The sequence below is a fragment of the Runella sp. R5_40 genome (assembly GCF_057652295.1).
Map to the genome: position 1 here is coordinate 1 of NZ_JBYFCH010000009.1, position 19757 is coordinate 19757.

The window sequence follows — 19757 nt, forward strand, 5'->3', positions numbered from 1 at the left end:
GGACTCAACGTGATGGTACTTCCAATGCACACACTTGTTGATGGTGTGCTGACTGTTGGTTTGGCATTGACCGTTACACTATTCGTCGTCGAACTGCAACCCGTGGCGGTTTCGGTAAATGTAAACGTCACACTACCCGCCGAGACTCCCGTGGCTACACCCGCATTCGTTACCGTCGCTTTGGCATTGTCGCTGCTTGCCCATGTCCCGTCGCTCGTTGGACTCAACGTGATGGTACTTCCAATGCACACACTTGTTGATGGTGTGCTGACTGTTGGTTTGGCATTGACCGTTACACTGTTCGTCGTCGCACTGCAACCTGTCGCTGTTTCCGTGAACGTAAATGTCACACTACCAGCGGACACACCCGTTACTACACCCGCATTCGTTACCGTTGCTTTGCTATCGTCGCTGCTTGTCCATGTCCCACCGCTTGTTGGGCTTAAAGTAATGGTGCTACCGACGCACACACTTGTCGATGACGCACTGACTGTTGGCAAGGGCTTCACCGTCACACTGCTCGTTGTCGAACTGCACCCTGTCGCTGTTTCCGTGAACGTAAACGTCACACTACCCGCCGAGACTCCCGTTACTACACCCGCATTCGTTACCGTCGCTTTGCTATCGTCGCTGCTTGTCCATGTACCACCGCTCGTTGGGCTTAAAGTAATGGTGCTACCGACGCACACAGTTGTTGATGCTGTGCTGACTGTTGGTTTGGCATTGACCGTTACACTATTCGTCGTCGAACTGCAACCCGTGGCGGTTTCGGTAAACGTAAACGTCACACTACCCACAGAGACTCCCGTTACTATACCCGCATTCGTTACCGTCGCTTTGCTATCGTCGCTGCTTGCCCATGTCCCGCCGCTCATTGGGTTTAAAGTAATGGTACTTCCAATGCACACACTTGTTGATGGTGTGCTGACTGTTGGTTTGGCATTGACCGTTACACTGTTCGTCGTCGCACTGCAACCTGTCACCGTTTCCGTGAACGTAAACGTCACACTACCCGCGGACACTCCCGTTACTACACCCACATTCGTTACCGTCGCTTTGCTATCATCGCTGCTTGTCCATGTACCGCCGCTCGTTGGACTTAAAGTAATGGTGCTACCGACGCACACACTTGTCGATGACGCACTGACTGTTGGCAAGGGCTTCACCGTCACACTGCTCGTTGTCGAACTGCACCCTGTCGCTGTTTCCGTGAACGTAAACGTCACACTACCCGCCGAGACTCCCGTTACTATACCCGCATTCGTTACCGTCGCTTTGCTATCGTCGCTGCTTGTCCATGTACCACCGCTCGTTGGACTCAACGTGATGGTACTTCCAATGCACACACTTGTTGTTGGTGTGCTGACTGTTGGTTTGGCATTGACCGTTACACTGTTCGTCGTCGCACTGCAACCCGTCACCGTTTCCGTGAACGTAAACGTCACACTACCCGCGGACACACCCGTTACTACACCCGCATTCGTTACCGTCGCTTTGCTATCGTCGCTGCTTATCCATGTACCGCCGCTCGTTGGACTCAACGTGATGGTACTTCCAATGCACACACTTGTTGATGGTGTGCTGACTGTTGGTTTGGCATTGACCGTTACACTGTTCGTCGTCGCACTGCAACCTGTGGCGGTTTCGGTAAATGTAAACGTCACACTACCCGCAGCTACACCCGTTACTACACCCGCATTCGTCACCGTCGCTTTGCTATCGTCGCTGCTTGTCCATGTACCGCCGCTTGTTGGACTCAACGTGATGGTACTTCCAACACACACACTTGTTGATGGTGTGCTGACTGTTGGTTGTGGATTAATTGATACATTGACTGTCGTTGAAGTACTTTGACAAAAAGCACAATTGTACCTCACCGTCAACGTATAAACCCCTGCCTTCAAAGCGGTTACACTCGACAGTTGTGGGTTTTGTGCCGTTGATGTAAATCCATCAGGGCCTGTCCAACTATACGAAACATCCGTCAATGTGCTATTGCTTTCAACTCCTCCTGCCAAATTTAGCGTCCCTCCTACACAAACGCCCGTACTTGCTGTTGCCGTAGGTTTTGGCGTAATAGGAACATCGGACCCTTGCACCCAAACTGAATAACTTCTAGGTGGAAGTTCAATGTAGATTTGTCCACTGGCATTGACTTGAGCATAAGGGAATGCCGAGCGCCTGAGCATATCAGTAAAACGTGTCCCTGTTGCAATGCTTCCTCCCCTCGTATTGATAGCATGATCCACTTTAAGATAGGAGTCACTAAAATTAATTGCCACAATAATATCCTTATTAGTACTACTTGGGCCTTGTAATTGATATATCAAAGCTTTATCGGCCGAAGCTGATGAATAATTACTTGCGTAACCGCTTCCACTTGCATTCAAGCGCGTTAGGCTTGGTGAACCGAAAATATACTTTTTATGTACCTCCATCAACGCATCTATTTCACACTTCATGGGAGTTAATGTCGTAGGCATATAGCTATGATAATGGGCTGATGAGGCCGCTGGGTACCCGTAGTAATCATCGTAATACACCGTAGGAATTCCGATTTGATTATTGGTCAGTAAATACGCGTAGGCCAACATGGGATCGTACCAAATTAAAGCTCCACCGTCGCTGGCACCGTAATTATTACGAAAATCGTGGTTGTTCAAAAAAGTAACGACATTGTTGGCACTCAAATAATTTCCTCCTACTAGTCCAGCCGTAAATATTTGTCGAACGTCTCCTGCACTTAAGCGATTGTTGGTAAAATTTCGTAGCGTTTCTCGCAACGTAAAATCAAATACCCGTGGCTGGGTTGAAGCTGGTAAACTAGAGTTAAAGCCCGTATTATACACATCCCGAATCCACCCTTGTAACACCGACGGACTTGCATCATAATACTCCCCAATTACCATACTTGGGACCTGTCCAGAGGCATTAAGTTGGTTGAGCATATTGCCAAAAAACGACGCATCTAAGTGCTTAACGGCGTCCATACGAATGGATTTTATTCCCAAATTTGTAAAATTCCATTTGGTCCAATCAATGAGAGCATTTGCCGTTTTGGTTTGTAAATGATCATAATCATAAAAATAATCCATGCTATTTTGGCTCCAATCAGGGCATAGACAATCAACGTTCCAATTTCCTGTTGTTCCTGTCATTACAGGATTATAATTGGGACGAAAATAATCCCAGTTCATATTTCCCAGCCCGCTTGGCATGTTTGAAAAGTCGGTATAGGTATGGTATTCCACCACATCGTTATAGACATTGGCGACATTGGCTGCTCCCGTACCACCACTTTTTCCCACTAAGTCTGCCGTACCATTCCAAACCTTCCAAATACGTTGATCGGCATACCCATTGGTATTTACCATATAAATAATCAACTGATCCCCTGCGGCATTAAAATCTGCATTGGTAATTGTCACCTTAAATTCATCTGAATCACCGTTATTATCAATCGTTGTTTCGTAATTACGACCTAAATCAACGGTGAAAGCCCCCCCTTGCTCAGTTGCACTTCCATCGGGAGAAAGCAAAGGGCTCCATCGGCTTCCTCCTTTGGTCGCCGTTGTCGCATAAAACATGTACTTAGAGCCACTATAAGTTCCCGAACGGGAGTTGATATTGATATAATAGTCTCCTGCACCGTTCCCCGAACTACCTCCCAAAGGAATCACGACATGATAACGATCCGAAGGGTAAGGTTTTTTAGCTCCCCCTGCTTTGTATTGAATGTATTCCTCTACCGCAGGGTTTTTTTCGGCCGAACCACCATCACGGTGGTTATAAATAAAATCGCCCATCGGGTCGATTCCCTGGTTGTTTAGCTCCGTAATCATAGCCCGAATTTGAGCGGGCGTTCCCATCCCCGTAGTTTCACCCATGTACAAGTCGCGGGGGTCATAGCCAGAACTATAGGCACCTTTGCCGTAGTGTCCAGGAAACCAAAGGTGCGTAAATCCCGCTTTTTTAAGGCAAGCTGCTTTTAGACGGAGAGTGTCAGCCCATGTAAAGCCTGCTCCCGCCTTGGGAAAATCGTAATTAAAACCCTGCATTAAAAACGTGGCAGTTGCGGGGGCAGAGAAAGCCACTGGGTTGTTTGTGTAGCTAGCTTCACAACCACTTGCATTGCGCACTTTGATAGCATAGGCCCCACAACCTAAACCCGAAAAAGTATTACTTGCTTGATAGCTTGTACCCCCATTGATGGAGTATTCAGAAGCACCTGAAGCAGTAACGGTGATTGACCCTCCACTACAATTGACTGGCAATGTCGTCGATACATTCGAAACACTGGGAGAACTTGGTTGAGAATTAATCACCACCGACGCCGATGCCGATTCACAACCTGCCCCCGAACTTTTCACTTTTAAGTAATAAGTATTGGGTGATACTCCCGTTAGAACATTGGTCGCTCCGTAGGTTGCACCATTGTCAAAACTATACTGAACTCCGCTGGCAGGGGCAGTGATGGTTATACTCCCCGTAGTTGTGGTACAGGTCGGCTGCGTAACTGTCGCAGTTGGGGTAGCAGGCGTTGCTTCTACAGAAATTGTAATTTCATTGCTGGTAGCAGTGGTTGGACTTGCACAAGCATCATTACTGGTCATTACCACTTTTATTTTATCCCCATTCACCAAGTTATTGGGAGCAAACGAGCTTCCAATAGCTACATCTGCCTCGTTTTTCTTCCACTGATAAGTAGGGGTCGTTCCTCCATTGGTTGGGACTGGGGTAAAAGTCACCACTCCACCCGAACAAATCGCTGTAGATGAAGCATTTATCAACACAGCGGGAGTCACACTACTCGTAATAGTTACCATAACTTGGCTACGACTACTTTCGCATCCATTGATTGTTTGTGAAACATAATAATTGGTCGAAGACAAAGCAGTAGTCGTAGCCAATTGATTACCATTGGAAGCAGCATCGTACCATTTTATCGACGAACCCGTTGCAGCAAGGCTTGCCACGGTTGGGTTGATGGAAGAGCAAAACGATTGAGGAGTTACTGCCGTTGGAGCAGGTGAAACACACGTTGTAAAAGTATAGTTTGCTCCCGAATTATCGTTGTATCGTAGTGTTGATAGGGTTTTATTCATCTCTGAATCAGACGACAACTGACTCAGCGTACGAGTGGAGGTAAAAACATAGTACTTTACCACAGTATTGTTGGGCTGAGCGGGAATAATAGCAGAATAACTCGTTCCAGTACCTGTTGCTTCTACAATGGAAGTGCTGGTACTCCCCGAAAAATCATTGGAACCCGCTAGTACGTAACGGACAAAAACTTTTTCTTCGGGCGACACTGGGCCAGAAGTTGAGATGAGAACTGTGCCTGTTCCGTCATTGGCGGGAGTTGCCGACACCGAATTAATGGAAACAGGGGCTGCCGACGTAAGTCCAACGTAAAATTTGGCGTTGGTATTGGTATAACCTACATCATTAAAAACGAATGTATAATACCCCGTGGCACTCATATTCAGCCCCATATCTTGTCCCGAATTATAGGCTGAAAAGTTATTAATTACATTTAAAGCGCCTTGTCCAACGCCCGAAAAGCCCCATTTATTTTGAAAACGATTACTTGATGATCCCGATATAAAAAGAAAGCCTTCACTAGATCCACCCGTCATATTTACGGGCAGAATATTTCCTCCTGACGCTTGGGCATTGATGGTCGTCACCCACTGTCCTCGGCCATCTATTGGGGTACCCACTGAGGTCGAAACCAGACGAAATGACATCGTTCGATAGTCTGAATTGTACGGAATGGTTGAATATCCATTAAATTTACCTACTACTTGCACTGGCTCGCCCGAGAAGATATTTTGAGCAATAAGTCTTTGCGAAATGCCAATCAGTACGACTACCGACAACATTACCATTCGCCAATGCTGTCTTAGGTGTAGTAATTTACTCATGATAGGATAGGTTTGAAGTAGTGATGAAAAGTATAGAATTTAGCCACAAAATTCCATCATTATTTTTTTTCAAAAAAATAGTATTTTTTCAATAATTTATTCTGTATTAACTCTTTGTTTTGCATATCATTAACCCTGTTGTTAACATACCATTTATATACTAAAAATTCTAAATGCACCGCCTTATCAACGTACCAATAAGAACTCACAATTATTTTTATCTACCAATTGGCTACCTCACAAAAAAGCCCTCTCCAACTATTTTGAAGAGGGCCAACCCTTTAATTTTGTCTCAAAACTACCGCTTCACTACCTTCAGCACCACTTGTTTCTCAGAGGTTGTTATCTTCAAGAAATAGATTCCAGCTGGTAATTCGCTGACGCCAAACTCTTCTTGATGGGTATTCGTCTCTGGCATAAATTGGCGGCGTACTACCTCTCGACCCGAAGCATCCATCAACGAAGTTTGGACTACTTGCCCCTTGCTCTCTTGCACTTTCAAGCGAAGCACGTTGGTGACAGGATTGGGGTAAACAATAAATGCTTCTTCTTGATTCTTAGTCGTACTTGACTCATCTGACAGGCCATTTGGAGCAATTCTACCGCCTGGGGGAGTGAAAATCGTAATTGTTTTGCTTACGACAGCTTCACAGCCATCTTCAGGAACAATCATTTCTATTTTATATTCTCCTGGTTTTTGAGCACTAAAAACTAGCTGTTCTGTACCTTCATAATCAATTTTTAGCTCTGAAGATACACGCCATCTTACAGGTATTGACGGTGTCAGATTGACGGCATAAATTCGTTCACCTACCAAGCCAACATAAGACATGGCGAAGGTGGCGGTCGTTTTTACATCAACAATAGTTACATTAAATACATCACTAGCCTTGCAACCAAGTGCGTTGGTCACTTCGACCTTGTACTGACCCGACTGGCCAATTGATGCTACAGGGGTTGAAAGTAGCTTACCATCGGGAAGTGTCCAACTGTACGCTTTTGCGTCGGCCTGTGTAGCATTAACTTCAACCTCCGAGCTAGCACAAAACAGCAAGTCATTAGAAACCTCAATGGTATATGCGTTTTCTGGCTCTTTAATTTCAAATGATTTTGTTACTCTACAACCTCTCGAATTAGCCACGGTCGCAGTATAAATACCAGCGCATCGTCTTGTGATTTTTTGAGTACTCAATCCATTCTGCCAGCTAAATGAGTATGGATTTAAAGCACCTGTACCAGTAATTTTCACTTCTAGTTCGCCTTCGCAATTGCCCTTACAAACTAGGTCTTTTTTAGCCACCAAATTAATTGAAAAATCAAATACCTCTTTTAAGCCAACTGCTGCTTCGCCGTAACAACCATTTTTATCTTTAATGATGGCATAATAATTACCTGCCTCAAGGTTACTTAAATTAGGCCCTGACAAGCCCTTATTCCAAGTGATTGTGTAGGGGGCTACTCCACCTTCAATATTGACGAGCTCAATTCCTCCCGTATTTTGATTTTTACACTGTGGCTGTATCGTATGGAAATTGGCGTAGATACTTGGTGTAGGGGCGAGTTCTAGTTCGAAAGTTGCCGAAATATCATTTTTATCCGTAACCTTCACTACATAAATGCCACTTTCTGCATTTTTAATAGTAGCTTCATTTGTATTTAAGTCAACAAGTTCTTCATTGTTTTTTCTAAACCATTGAAGCTTATACCGTTCTGAGAAAGTCCCTGATTCTGAAATGGGTACACCTCCTTTGATATCTGCTCCGATTTCACCATCAATTTTACCCGCACATGAAGGCTTTTTATACACAATTGAGGTAGCCATTAACTTATCTGGTTGTTTTAAGAAATACGTGTAGTCAACCCTACAACCTTTCTTATCCGTTGCCAATTCGTAATTATTATCAGTTACTGTCACCGTATAATTTCCGCCAACAGCTGATGAAGATTGAATGGTAAAATCCGTTCCTGAAGTCGTTGTCGTAACGTTGTCAAATGGAGTGCCGTTTACCTGCCAAGTGTTTGTGTAATAACCTGATGGAGAAGTTCCCCCTTTTACGACTAATTGTAGTTTACCATCTGCCAAGCCAAATCCTCGTGGTGAGGTGGCTTCTACCAAAGAAACTGTCAGTGGCGTTAAAGGTTGTTTTATAGTTACTTCTTGGGCTGGCAAAACACATCCATTTTTATCCTTACCCGTGATTTGGTAGGTACCTGCTTTCAGCGATGATACTTCGTTGGTCAAGCCTAGATTTATTCCCGTTGCAATATCATTTCCTCTCACAGAAACTTCCATTGGCCACGTGCCACCACTGATATTTACTCTGATTTTTCCATCTTTGCCGTCATAGCAAAGTACATCGGTTACATCAGTGCTTACTTGTAGAGGGTCTGGCCCGCTGACAAACTCTGAAAAATCTCTACTACAGCCATTTTTGTCTGTTACTTTCACTGATACCCATCCACGTTGAATATTATTCACTTGGAATGTGGTATCACCCATGCTCCAAAGGTAGCGATATGGAGCTTCCCCACCGATAGCTGTAACTATGGCTTTACCATCTTTAGTGTTAAAACATTTTTCAGAAATAATTTCTGTCGCTATGCTCAATGGTTGAAGTGGTTCTTCAATGGTAAACGATTGAGTTTTTGAACAACCAAAATAATCGAAAACTTCGACGGTATAGGTACCTGCAGCCAAACCGTAACGGGTATTGCTAATAACGCCATCTTTCCAAATATAATAGAATTGGAATGGGTTATTCCCTCCATTGGCACCAGAAGCAGCTAGTTCAATTTTTCCATCCGCTACTCCTTTGCAGGTAATTTTTGTAACTTTTGACGTAATAGTTATCCCTTCTTGTGGTTCATTTACCACTATTTGCTCTGACAGGGTACAATTATTTGCATCCGCAACTTGTAATGAATAGGTACCTTTTACTAAATTTTCGGCAGTTTCCAAAGCAGAACCATTACTCCATGAATAGGTATAAGGGGCTGTTCCACCAAACACAAAAGCTTGAATACTACCATCATTTCCTCCTTTACAAGTTACATCTTTTATTGATAAAAACTTCTGAAGTGCCTCTTGTGGTTCGGTGATAGTAACCTCCATCGTTTTTGAACAGTTGGTAGCGTCTGAAACTGTTACCATATATGTTCCTGCCTGTAATCCCGTAACTGCCGAAGTTTTAGCCCCATTGCTCCACAAGTAGGTATAAGGAGCTGTTCCTCCAACTACGCTAATAAGAATTCTACCTGTAGCTTCAGAGGTACATTTCACATCTACAATGGTAGGGGTCAATACCATCTCCGTTGGGCTCACTATAGTTACTATTTTCGCCGTAGTGCATCCTTTAGCATCTTTCACAGTTACGGTGTACTCCCCTGCTGTGGCGTTGGTTAGTTCGGGGGTAGTAGCTCCGTTGCTCCACACGTAGGTATAGGGGCTTATTCCACCCGTCACTGCTACCGTGGCACTTCCTGTGCCACCAAAGCATCGGATTTGACGCACATCGGTTGTGAGTACCATACGTGTAGCTGCGTCAGGTTCGGTGATGATGATAGAAACTGTCTGTTGGCAGTTATTGGCATCCTTGACCGTTACAGTGTAAGTCCCTGCTGCCAAGCCTTTAGCCGTATTAGTTGTACTCGTAATGCCTCCGCTCCAGGTGTAACTGTAAGGGGCTGTTCCGCCGCTCACGGCTACGCTGGCCGTACCGTCGGTACTACCAGCACAATTGGCCGCAGTACTACTTGGAGTTAACACCAACGCCGCTGGCTCGGTAATGGAGATTGAAACCGTCTGTTGACAGTTATTGGCATCCTTTACTGTTACTGTGTATGTACCTGCCGCTAAGCCCGTGGCCGAGTTGGACGTACTTGTGATACCTCCATTCCAAGCATAAGTATAGGGGGCTGTGCCACCTGTTACCCCAATGCTTGCCGAGCCATCGGTGCCGCCTTTGCATTTGACGGCTACAACCGTCGGAGTTAGTACCATTCCTGCGGGCTGAACAACCGTAATGTTAGTGCTTTGTTGACAGTTATTGGCATCTTTGACTGTCACCGTGTAAGTACCTGCGGCCAAGCCCGTGGCGGTGTTGGTCGTGCTGGTAATGCCATTGCTCCATACGTAGCTGTACGGCGTCGTGCCACCACTCACACTCACGGTGGCCGTACCGTCGTTGCCGCCGTTGCATTTGACGGTAGTAGTGGCCGAGGTCAACACCAACGCCACTGGCTGGTTCACCGTGATGGTTAGCGTTTTTTGGCAATTGTTAGCATCTTTGACGGTGACCGTGTACGCTCCTGCGGCCAAGCCTGTAGCGATGTTCGTTGTACTGGTAATGCTTCCACTCCAAGCGTAGGTGTACGGTGCCGTACCGCCACTAACACTCACGCTGGCGATTCCGTCCTTTGCGCCAAAGCACTTGGCAGGTTCGCTCGTAGCAGTTAGCACCATACCCGTAGGTTCGCTGACGGTGATAGTTATGCTCTTTTGGCAACCATTGGCATCTTTGACCGTGACCGTGTAAGTACCTGCGACTAAACCCGTCGCGGACTGGGTGGTGCTGGTAATACCCCCACTCCACGCATAGGTATAAGGTGCCGTGCCACCACTCACACTCACGCTGGCCGTACCGTCGTTGCCGCCATTACATTTAACCGCGGTACTGGCCGAGCTCAACGAGAGAGCCAAAGCAGGTTCGCCTACACTCACCGTGGTTAACTGTTGGCAACCATTGGCATCTTTGATTGTGACTGTGTAGGTACCAGCTACTAAACCAGTAGCGGTGTTGGTGATACTGGTAATGCCGTTACTCCACGCATAGGTGTAAGGTGCCGTTCCGCCGCTGACGCTGACGCTGGCCGTTCCGTCGTTACCTCCTTTGCATTTAACATTTTCACTACTGGTAATAGCGCTCAAAGCCGTTGGTTCAGTCACACTCACTAAAGTACTCTGTTGACAGTTGTTAGCATCTTTGACTGTCACGGTGTAGGTACCTGCGGTCAAGCCCGTGGCGGTGTTGGTGGTACTGGTAATGCCGTTACTCCACGCATAGGTGTAAGGTGCCGTTCCGCCACTTACGCTGACGCTAGCCACTCCGTCGCTCCCCCCTTTGCACTTTACCGTTACGCTTGTGGAGACTAACGTAAGTGCCTCGGGTTCAGTAACGCTGATATCGATGCTTTTTTCGCAGCCATTTACATCTTTGACTAAGACCGTGTAGGTGCCTGCCGCCAAGCCTGTGGCCGTGGCGCTGGTGCTACCATTACTCCATGAGTAGGTATAAGGAGCTTCTCCTCCATTTACTGTTACACTGGCTGAACCGTCCTTTCCTCCTTTACACTTAACCGCCACTGTGCTTGATGTTAAGGTAATACTTGCTGGTTGGTCAATGGTAATTTTAACACTTTTCTCACAGTTGTTGGCATCTTTTACTGTCACCGTGTAGGTGCCCGCTGGCAAGCCTGAGGCTACATTGGTGGTGCTGGTTACTCCTTTGTCCCACGAATAAGTGTAAGGACTTACACCACCGCTCACAGTGACCATTGCCGTACCGTCGCCGCTGCATTTTACGGCAACACTGCTCGGTACTAACACCAAGGCCTCGGGTTCACTGATGGTAACACTACTACTCTTTTGGCAGTTATTGGCATCTTTGACCGTCACCGTGTAAGTACCTGCGGCTAAGCCCGTGGCCGTGGCGCTGGTGCTGCCGTTGCTCCATGCGTAGGTGTAGGGTGCGGTGCCACCACTGGCACTCACTGTGGCCGTGCCATCCGTCCCTGCTTTACATTTAACTGATGTGCCACTAGAAGCCAGCATCAATACAGTTGGTTCGGAGACGGTGATGGCGATAGCTTTTTGACAATTATTGGCGTCTTTGACCGTGACTGTATAGGTACCTGCTACTAACCCCGTGGCGGTATTAGTGGTGCTGGTGATGCCAGCACTCCACGAGTAGATGTAGGGGGCAACACCACCGTTGACGGTTACGCTGGCGGTTCCATCGTTACTGCCGTTACATTTAACTGCTGTAGTGCTAGGAGTCAAGACTAACTCATTGGGCTCGGTCACAGTGATAGTGATATTCTTTTGACAATTGTTAGCATCTTTGACGGTAACTGTATAAGTACCCGCCACTAAACCAGTGGCGGTGTTTATCGTACTGGTAATGCCTCCGCTCCACGAATAGGAGTAGGGAGCGATTCCTCCACTGACACTGATACTTGCTGTTCCGTCGTTGCCACCTTTGCATTTGGCTGGGGTGCTGCTTGGGGAAAGTACAATGGGAGTTGGTGCACCAACAGAAATCACGACGCTTTTTAGACAGTTGTTCGCATCTCTGACGGTCACCGTGTAGTTTCCAGCGACCAAGCCTGTCGCAGTATTAGTAGTGCTCGTTATACCACCACTCCAAGTATAGCTGTAGGGGGCTGTACCACCGCTTACATTGACAGTGGCTGTACCATCATTACCAGCGTTGCATTTAACAGCAGTAGCGGTTGAGGTTAAGGTGAGGCTAGTTGCTGGCTCGGTGACGGTGATACTACTACTTTTTTGACAGTTATTGGCATCTTTGACCGTGACCGTGTAGGTGCCTGCGGCCAAGCCAGTGGCGGTGTTAGTGGTGCTAGTGACTCCCCCACTCCATGAATAGGTGTAAGGGGCAGTTCCTCCGCTGACGGTAACTCCTGCCGCGCCGTCCGTACCTCCTTTACATTTAACAGAGACACTACTAGGAAGGAAAGCGATAGGCGCTGGATTAGTGACTACTATGGATACACTCTTTGTACAGTTGTTGGCGTCTTTGACCGTGACTGTATAGGTACCTGCTACTAACCCCGTGGCGGTATTAGTGGTGCTGGTGATGCCAGCACTCCACGAGTAGGTGTAGGGGGCAACACCACCGTTGACGGTTACGCTTGCGGTTCCATCGTTGCCGTCGTTGCATTTAACTGCTGTAGTGCTAGGAGTCAAGACTAACTCATTGGGCTCGGTCACAGTGACAGTGATATTCTTTTGACAATTGTTAGCATCTTTGACGGTAACGGTATAAGTACCAGCCACTAAACCAGTAGCGGTGTTTGTCGTACTGGTAATGCCTCCGCTCCACGAATAGGAGTAGGGAGCGATTCCTCCACTGACACTGATACTTGCTGTTCCGTCGTTGCCACCTTTGCATTTGGCTGGGGTGCTGCTTGGGGAAAGTACAATAGGAGTTGGTGCACCAACAGAAATCACGACGCTTTTTAGACAGTTGTTCGCATCTCTGACGGTCACCGTGTAGTTTCCAGCGACCAAGCCTGTCGCAGTATTAGTAGTGCTAGTTATACCACCACTCCAAGTATAGCTGTAGGGGGCTGTACCACCGCTTACATTGACAGTGGCTGTACCATCATTACCAGCGTTGCATTGAACAGCAGTAGCGGTTGAGGTTAGGGTGAGAATAGTTGCTGGCTCGGTGACGGTGATACTACTACTTTTTTGGCAGTTTTTGGCATCTTTGACCGTGACCGTGTAGGTGCCTGCGGCCAGCCCCGTGGCGAAGTTGGAGGTACTAGTAATACCGCCACTCCATGAAAATATATAAGGTGCAGTTCCTCCAGTCAAACTGACGGTGGCCGTACCGTCGTTGCCGCCTTTACATTTGACGGGGCTACTGCTTGGGGTGAGTACAATCGCCGCAGGTTCTGTAACGGTGATGGCTATACTCTTGGTGCAATTATTGGCATCTTTGACCGTGACGGTGTAGGTACCTGCGGTCAGCCCTGTGGCGGTGTTAGTGGTACTGGTGATTCCTCCACTCCACGAGTAAGTGTAGGGAGCAACACCACCGCTGACGGTTACGCTGGCGGTTCCGTCGTTGCCACCGTTGCATTGGATGGCCGTACTGCTCGATACCAAACTCAACGCGTCGGGTTCGGTAACGGTAATGGCTATACTCTTGGTACAATTATTGGCATCTTTAACGGTGACGGTGTAGGTGCCTGCCACTAAACCTGTGGCGGTATTTGCTGTGCTAGTGATACCGCTGCTCCACGAATAGGTGTACCCCCCCGCGCCTCCACTGGCAGTGACGCTGGCTACCCCGTCGTTTCCACTTTTGCATTTGACAGGGGTGCTACTTGGCATAAGTGCGATGGCGGCAGGTTCGGAAATGGTGACCGAGGCAGTTTTGATACAGCCGTTGGCGTCGGTGACTTGCAGAGTGTTGCTTCCTGCGGGTAGGTTATTGGCCGTTAGGTTGGTGTTTCCATTGCTCCACAGGTAAGTGTAAGGGGCACTTCCACCCGACACATTTCCCGTAGCGATACCGTCGTTGGCACCGTTACAACTGATGTTGGTTGGGGCAGGAATGGTGACGGTGAGCAAGGTGCTAGGCTCTCCAACAGTGATGGCAATGCTTTTTGAACAGTTGTTGGCGTCTTTGACGGTGACGGTGTAGGTGCCTGCGGTTAGTCCCGTGGCGGTATTTGTGGTGCTGGTAATGCCACCACTCCACGAATAGGTGTAAGGGGCAGTTCCGCCGCTTACAGTTACGGTAGCCGTACCGTCGTTGCCGTTTTTACATTTGGCAGGGGTGCTGCTGGTAGTAAGTATGACACCCGCAGGTTCTGTAATGGTAATGGCTATACTCTTGGTGCAATTATTGGCATCTTTGACCGTGACGGTGTAGGTACCTGCGGTCAGCCCTGTGGCGGTGTTAGTGGTACTGGTGATTCCTCCACTCCACGAATAAGTGTAGGGAGCAACACCACCGCTGACGGTTACGCTGGCGGTTCCGTCGTTGCCACCGTTGCATTTGGTGGCTGTGCTGTTTGATACCAAACTCAGCGCGTCGGGTTCGGTAACGGTAATGGCTATACTCTTGGTACAATTATTAGCATCTTTGACCGTGACGGTGTAGGTGCCTGCCACTAAACCTGTGGCGGTGTTGGTGGTGCTAGTGATACCGCTGCTCCACGAATAGGTGTACCCCCCCGCGCCTCCACTGGCAGTGACGCTGGCTACTCCGTCGTTTCCACTTTTGCATTTGACAGGGGTGCTACTTGGTATAAGTGCGATGGCAGCAGGTTCGGAAATAGTGACCGAGGCAGTTTTGATACAGCCGTTGGCGTCGGTGACTTGCAGAGTGTTGCTTCCTGCGGGTAGGTTATTGGCCGTTAGGTTGGTGTTTCCATTGCTCCACAGGTAAGTGTAAGGGGCACTTCCACCCGACACATTTCCCGTAGCGATACCATCGTTGGCACCGTTGCAACTGATGTTGGTTGGGGCAGGAATGGTGACGGTCAATAAGGTGCTAGGCTCTCCAACAGTGATGGCAACGCTTTTTGAACAGTTATTGGCGTCTTTGACGGTGACGGTGTAGGTGCCTGCGGTTAGTCCCGTGGCGGTATTTGTGGTGCTGGTAATGCCACCACTCCACGAATAGGTGTAAGGGGCAGTTCCGCCGCTTACAGTTACGGTAGCCGTACCGTCGTTGCCGTTTTTACACTTGGCAGGGGTGCTGCTGGTAGTAAGTATGACACCCGCAGGTTCTGTAATGGTAATGGCTATACTCTTGGTGCAATTATTGGCATCTTTGACGGTGACAGTGTAGGTACCTGCGGTCAGCCCTGTGGCGGTGTTAGTGGTACTGGTGATTCCGCCACTCCACGAGTAAGTGTAGGGAGCAACACCACCGCTGACAGTTACGCTGGCGGTTCCGTCGTTGCCTCCGTTACAGTTGGTGGCTGTGCTGTTTGATACCAAACTCAGCGCGTCAGGTTCGGTAACGGTAATGGCTATACTCTTGGTACAATTATTGGCATCTTTGACCGTGACGGTGTAGGTGCCTGCGGTTAGTCCTGTGGCGGTATTTGCGGTGCTAGTGATACCGCTGCCCCACGAATAGGTGTACCCGCCTGCACCTCCACTGGCAGTGACGCTGGCCACCCCGTCGTTTCCACTTTTGCATTTGACAGGGGTGCTACTTGGTACAAGTGCGATGGCGGCAGGTTCAGAAATGGTGACCGAGGCAGTTTTGATACAGCCGTTGGCGTCGGTGACTTGCAGAGTGTTGCTTCCTGCGGGTAGGTTATTGGCCGTTAGGTTGGTGTTTCCATTGCTCCACAGGTAAGTGTAGGGGGCACTTCCACCCGACACATTTCCCGTAGCGATACCATCGTTGGCACCGTTACAACTGATGTTGGTTGGGGCAGGAATAGTGACAGTGAGCAAGGTGCTAGGCTCTCCAACAGTGATGGCAATGCTTTTTGAACAGTTATTGGCGTCTTTGACGGTGACGGTGTAGGTGCCTGGGGTTAGTCCCGTGGCGGTATTTGTGGTGCTGGTAATGCCACCACTCCACGAATAGGTGTAAGGAGCAGTTCCGCCGCTTACAGTTACGGTAGCCGTACCGTCGTTGCCGCCTTTACATTTGGTAGGGGTGCTGCTGGTAGTAAGTATGACACCCGCAGGTTCTGTAATGGTAATGGCAATACTCTTGGTGCAATTATTGGCATCTTTGACCGTGACGGTGTAGGTACCTGCCAATAAACCTGTGGCGGTGTTAGTGGTACTGGTGATTCCTCCACTCCACGAGTAAGTATAGGGAGCGGTTCCTCCATTTACCGTAACGCTTGCAACTCCATCATTGGCTCCGTTGCAACTTATATTTGTACTACCTGATGATAATAACAGTTCGTCTGGTTCAGTAATAGTAATATCAATGGTCTTTTGACAATTTTTAGAATCTTTAACCATGACTGTATATACACCTGCTGATAAACCTGTTACGGAACTGGTTGTACTGCCATTACTCCATAAGTAGGTATAGGTTCCTGTGCCACCGTTCACGGTTACACTTGCCGTTCCATTACTTCCTCCAAAACATGTAACAGCCGTAGTGCTTGGCGTAATAAAAATAGCTGGTGGTTCTAAAAATTCAATCTCAGCCGTTTTGATACATCCATTGGCATCGGTTACTTGAAGTGTATGATTTCCTGGCCCTAGGTTTGTTGCTAAAAGGTCAGTACTGCCATCACTCCATAAATACGAGTACGGACTAACTCCTCCCGTCACTTGACCAGTAGCCGTTCCGTTGTTAGCTCCATAACAACTAATATTGGTTGAATTGGCAATACTAACAGTTAGTAAAGTTGATGGTTCGCTGACAACAATCGTGATACTTTTTTGACAATTATTAGCATCTTTCACTGTAACTGTGTAGCTGCCTGAGGTCAAGCCTGTTACTGTGTTGGAAGTGCTTGTTATTCCATTACTCCATGAGTAAGTGTACGAACCTGTACCTCCGCTGGCAGTTACAGTTGCAGTGCCATCATTACTTCCTTTGCATTTTACAGGAGTGCTGCTTGAGGTAAGTGCCAAAGGCGCAGGTTCTGCTACTGTGATAGTGATACTCTTTTGGCAGTTATTAGCATCTTTGACGAGTACGGTATAAGTCCCCGCTGTTAAGCCAGTGGCTGTATTGGTGGTACTTATACTGCCACCGCTCCATGTATAGGTATATGGCTCCGTTCCGCCATTGACAGTGACACTAGCCGTTCCGTCAGTTCCTCCGTTACAAGTGGCGGCCGTACTGCTAGGTGTTAAAACAAGTGCTGAGGGTTCAGTAACAGTTATGTTGATATTTTTTTGGCAATTATTGGCATCTTTGACGGTGACAGTGTATGTCCCTGCGGTCAGCCCTGTGGCCGTATTTGTCGTACTCGTTATTCCTCCGCTCCATGAATAAGTGTATGACCCCGTTCCCCCACTTGCTGTTACGGTCGCTGTTCCATCGTTTCCACCAAAACACTTTACCGCAGTGCTACTTGGAGTTAGTACAATAGCCGCAGGCTCCATAATCGTAACTGAAGCACTTTTGATACAGCCATTAGCATCGGTTACTTGCAGCGTATTGACTCCAGCGCCCAAATTAGTCGCCGTTAGGTTGGTAGTACCGTTGCTCCACAAATAGGTATATGGAGTATTTCCCCCTGATATTTGACCAGTAGCTGTTCCATTATTAGCCCCAAAACAACTAATATTGGTTGAGTTAGCAATGCTTACAGTCAATAACGTAGCGGGTTCATTAATCGTGATTGTAGTACTCTTCTGGCAGTTGTTGGCATCTTTGACAGTAACGGTATAACTACCTGCAGTCAGCCCTGTGGCAGTATTGGTGGTGCTTGTTACGCCCCCGCTCCAGGTGTAGGTATAGGAGCCTGTGCCCCCACTTACGGTTACAGTCGCTGTTCCGTCGTTGCCGTTTTTACATTTAACAGGCGTGCTACTCGGTGTCATTACGATAGCCGATGGTTCTGTGATGGTAATGGCGACGCTTTTCTCACAATTATTAGCATCTTTGACTGTAACAGTGTACGTTCCTGCGACTAAACCCGTGGCGGTATTGGTGGTACTTGTCACTCCCCCGCTCCACGAATAAGTGTACGAACCTGTTCCGCCGCTTACATTTACGGTAGCAGTTCCGTCGTTACCACCGTTACATTTTACGGGCGTATTGCTTGGGTTTACTACCAAAGCTGGAGGTTCGGTAACGACCACGCTCTTGGAAGCTGCCACATTTTTAGAGTCAGTGACAGTAACAGTGTAAGTACCTGCTATCAACCCTGATATAGTGGCAGTTGTAGCTCCATTTGACCACAAATAAACATAAGGAGGGGTTCCGTCCGTGGCATTTACGGTTGCCGTTCCGTCGTTACCACCGTTGCATTTTACAGCGGTACTGCTCATGGTCAAAGTAGCACCGCTGCTGACGGTGATGGTAGCTTTATCGCTTATGGCATCAGAAGAACACGAATTAGGTCCTTTTACCACTACATCATATTCCCCTGCATCAGCAATTGTTATATTGGAGATAGTATAGGTACTACTGGTGGCTCCATCAATGATGGTGCCGTTTTTACGCCATTGGTACCCTCCATTATAAGACGCAGATACAGAAAGGGTTACATTTGCTCCCGCCTGTACTATTTGAGACTGTGGTTGTTGAGAAATAGAGACAGGCCAACTAGGAAGTGTTCCTGCGATTGTATTTCTTTCTATATTGTTACAAGTGCTAAAACGGGGGTCACAGCAAGCGCTATTACCAGGAAAACTTCCTTCTGAACATATCCATCTATCATAGGTACATTTTAGCTCGTATGTATCTCCGCATTGAGGGGTAATAAGGGGCGAAAGCTCCGTCGAAAATACTTGCCCATTTTTTAACCAAGTAATCGAACCATAACAACTACTAACTCCCAAACGCGTAGGTTGATTGGATGTTAAACTATAATCAAAATTTACTGTATAAATATACGTAGTTGGATTGGGCAATGTGGTGTTATTTACTTGGTCAGCTTGGCCTAGGCTATAAGTTAAAGGGTCGCTGATAGTTTTTCCATTGGCCGTACAGTACACTTTATATTTATGATACATTTCATTTTGTATGGGATTGTACCCTAAATCTATATAACTTGAATTTGAAAGGACATTATTCCCTGATAACCAAGACACTTGACCTGCACAACCAGTCACGGTAAGAGTCTGGGTACCAGATTGATCGCTAAAATCAACGTTTGGAGTTGGTGATTTTAAAGCATTGGATACTTCAATAGTCGCTGTTCTAAATATCTTGTCAACCATTGATGGCCACTCTCCGCAATCGTAGTAGTATTCGTATGTACCCACGGCTGCGTTAGAAACTACGACCGTTTCTCCAATACCGATAAGTTCATCATTCGAGTTAAACCACTTTATTTTCCCACTACATTCCGAGTCATTGAGAGTTATATGCACTGGCATAGTAGGCCGTACACGATTAGAGCTTACATATA

The 19757-nt window shown here is 47.4% G+C and carries 2 protein-coding genes; both read right to left on the reverse strand.

The annotated features are described in order from the left end of the window. On the reverse strand, positions 1 to 5927 hold a 5927-nt coding region (locus AC23N5_RS16915; RefSeq protein ID WP_487756486.1), incomplete at its 3' end, for an Ig-like domain-containing protein. 298 nt (positions 5928 to 6225) lie between these two features. Then, positions 6226 to 19725, reverse strand: coding sequence for a T9SS type A sorting domain-containing protein (locus AC23N5_RS16920; RefSeq protein ID WP_487756487.1), 13500 nt, complete (start codon positions 19723 to 19725; stop codon positions 6226 to 6228). Positions 19726 to 19757 lie beyond the last annotated feature (32 nt).

Bases quoted from the DNA above. Each gene is read 5' to 3' on its own strand.
- AC23N5_RS16920 (WP_487756487.1), bottom strand. From the start codon at position 19,725: ATGCCAGTGCATATAACTCTCAATGACTCGGAATGTAGTGGGAAAATA.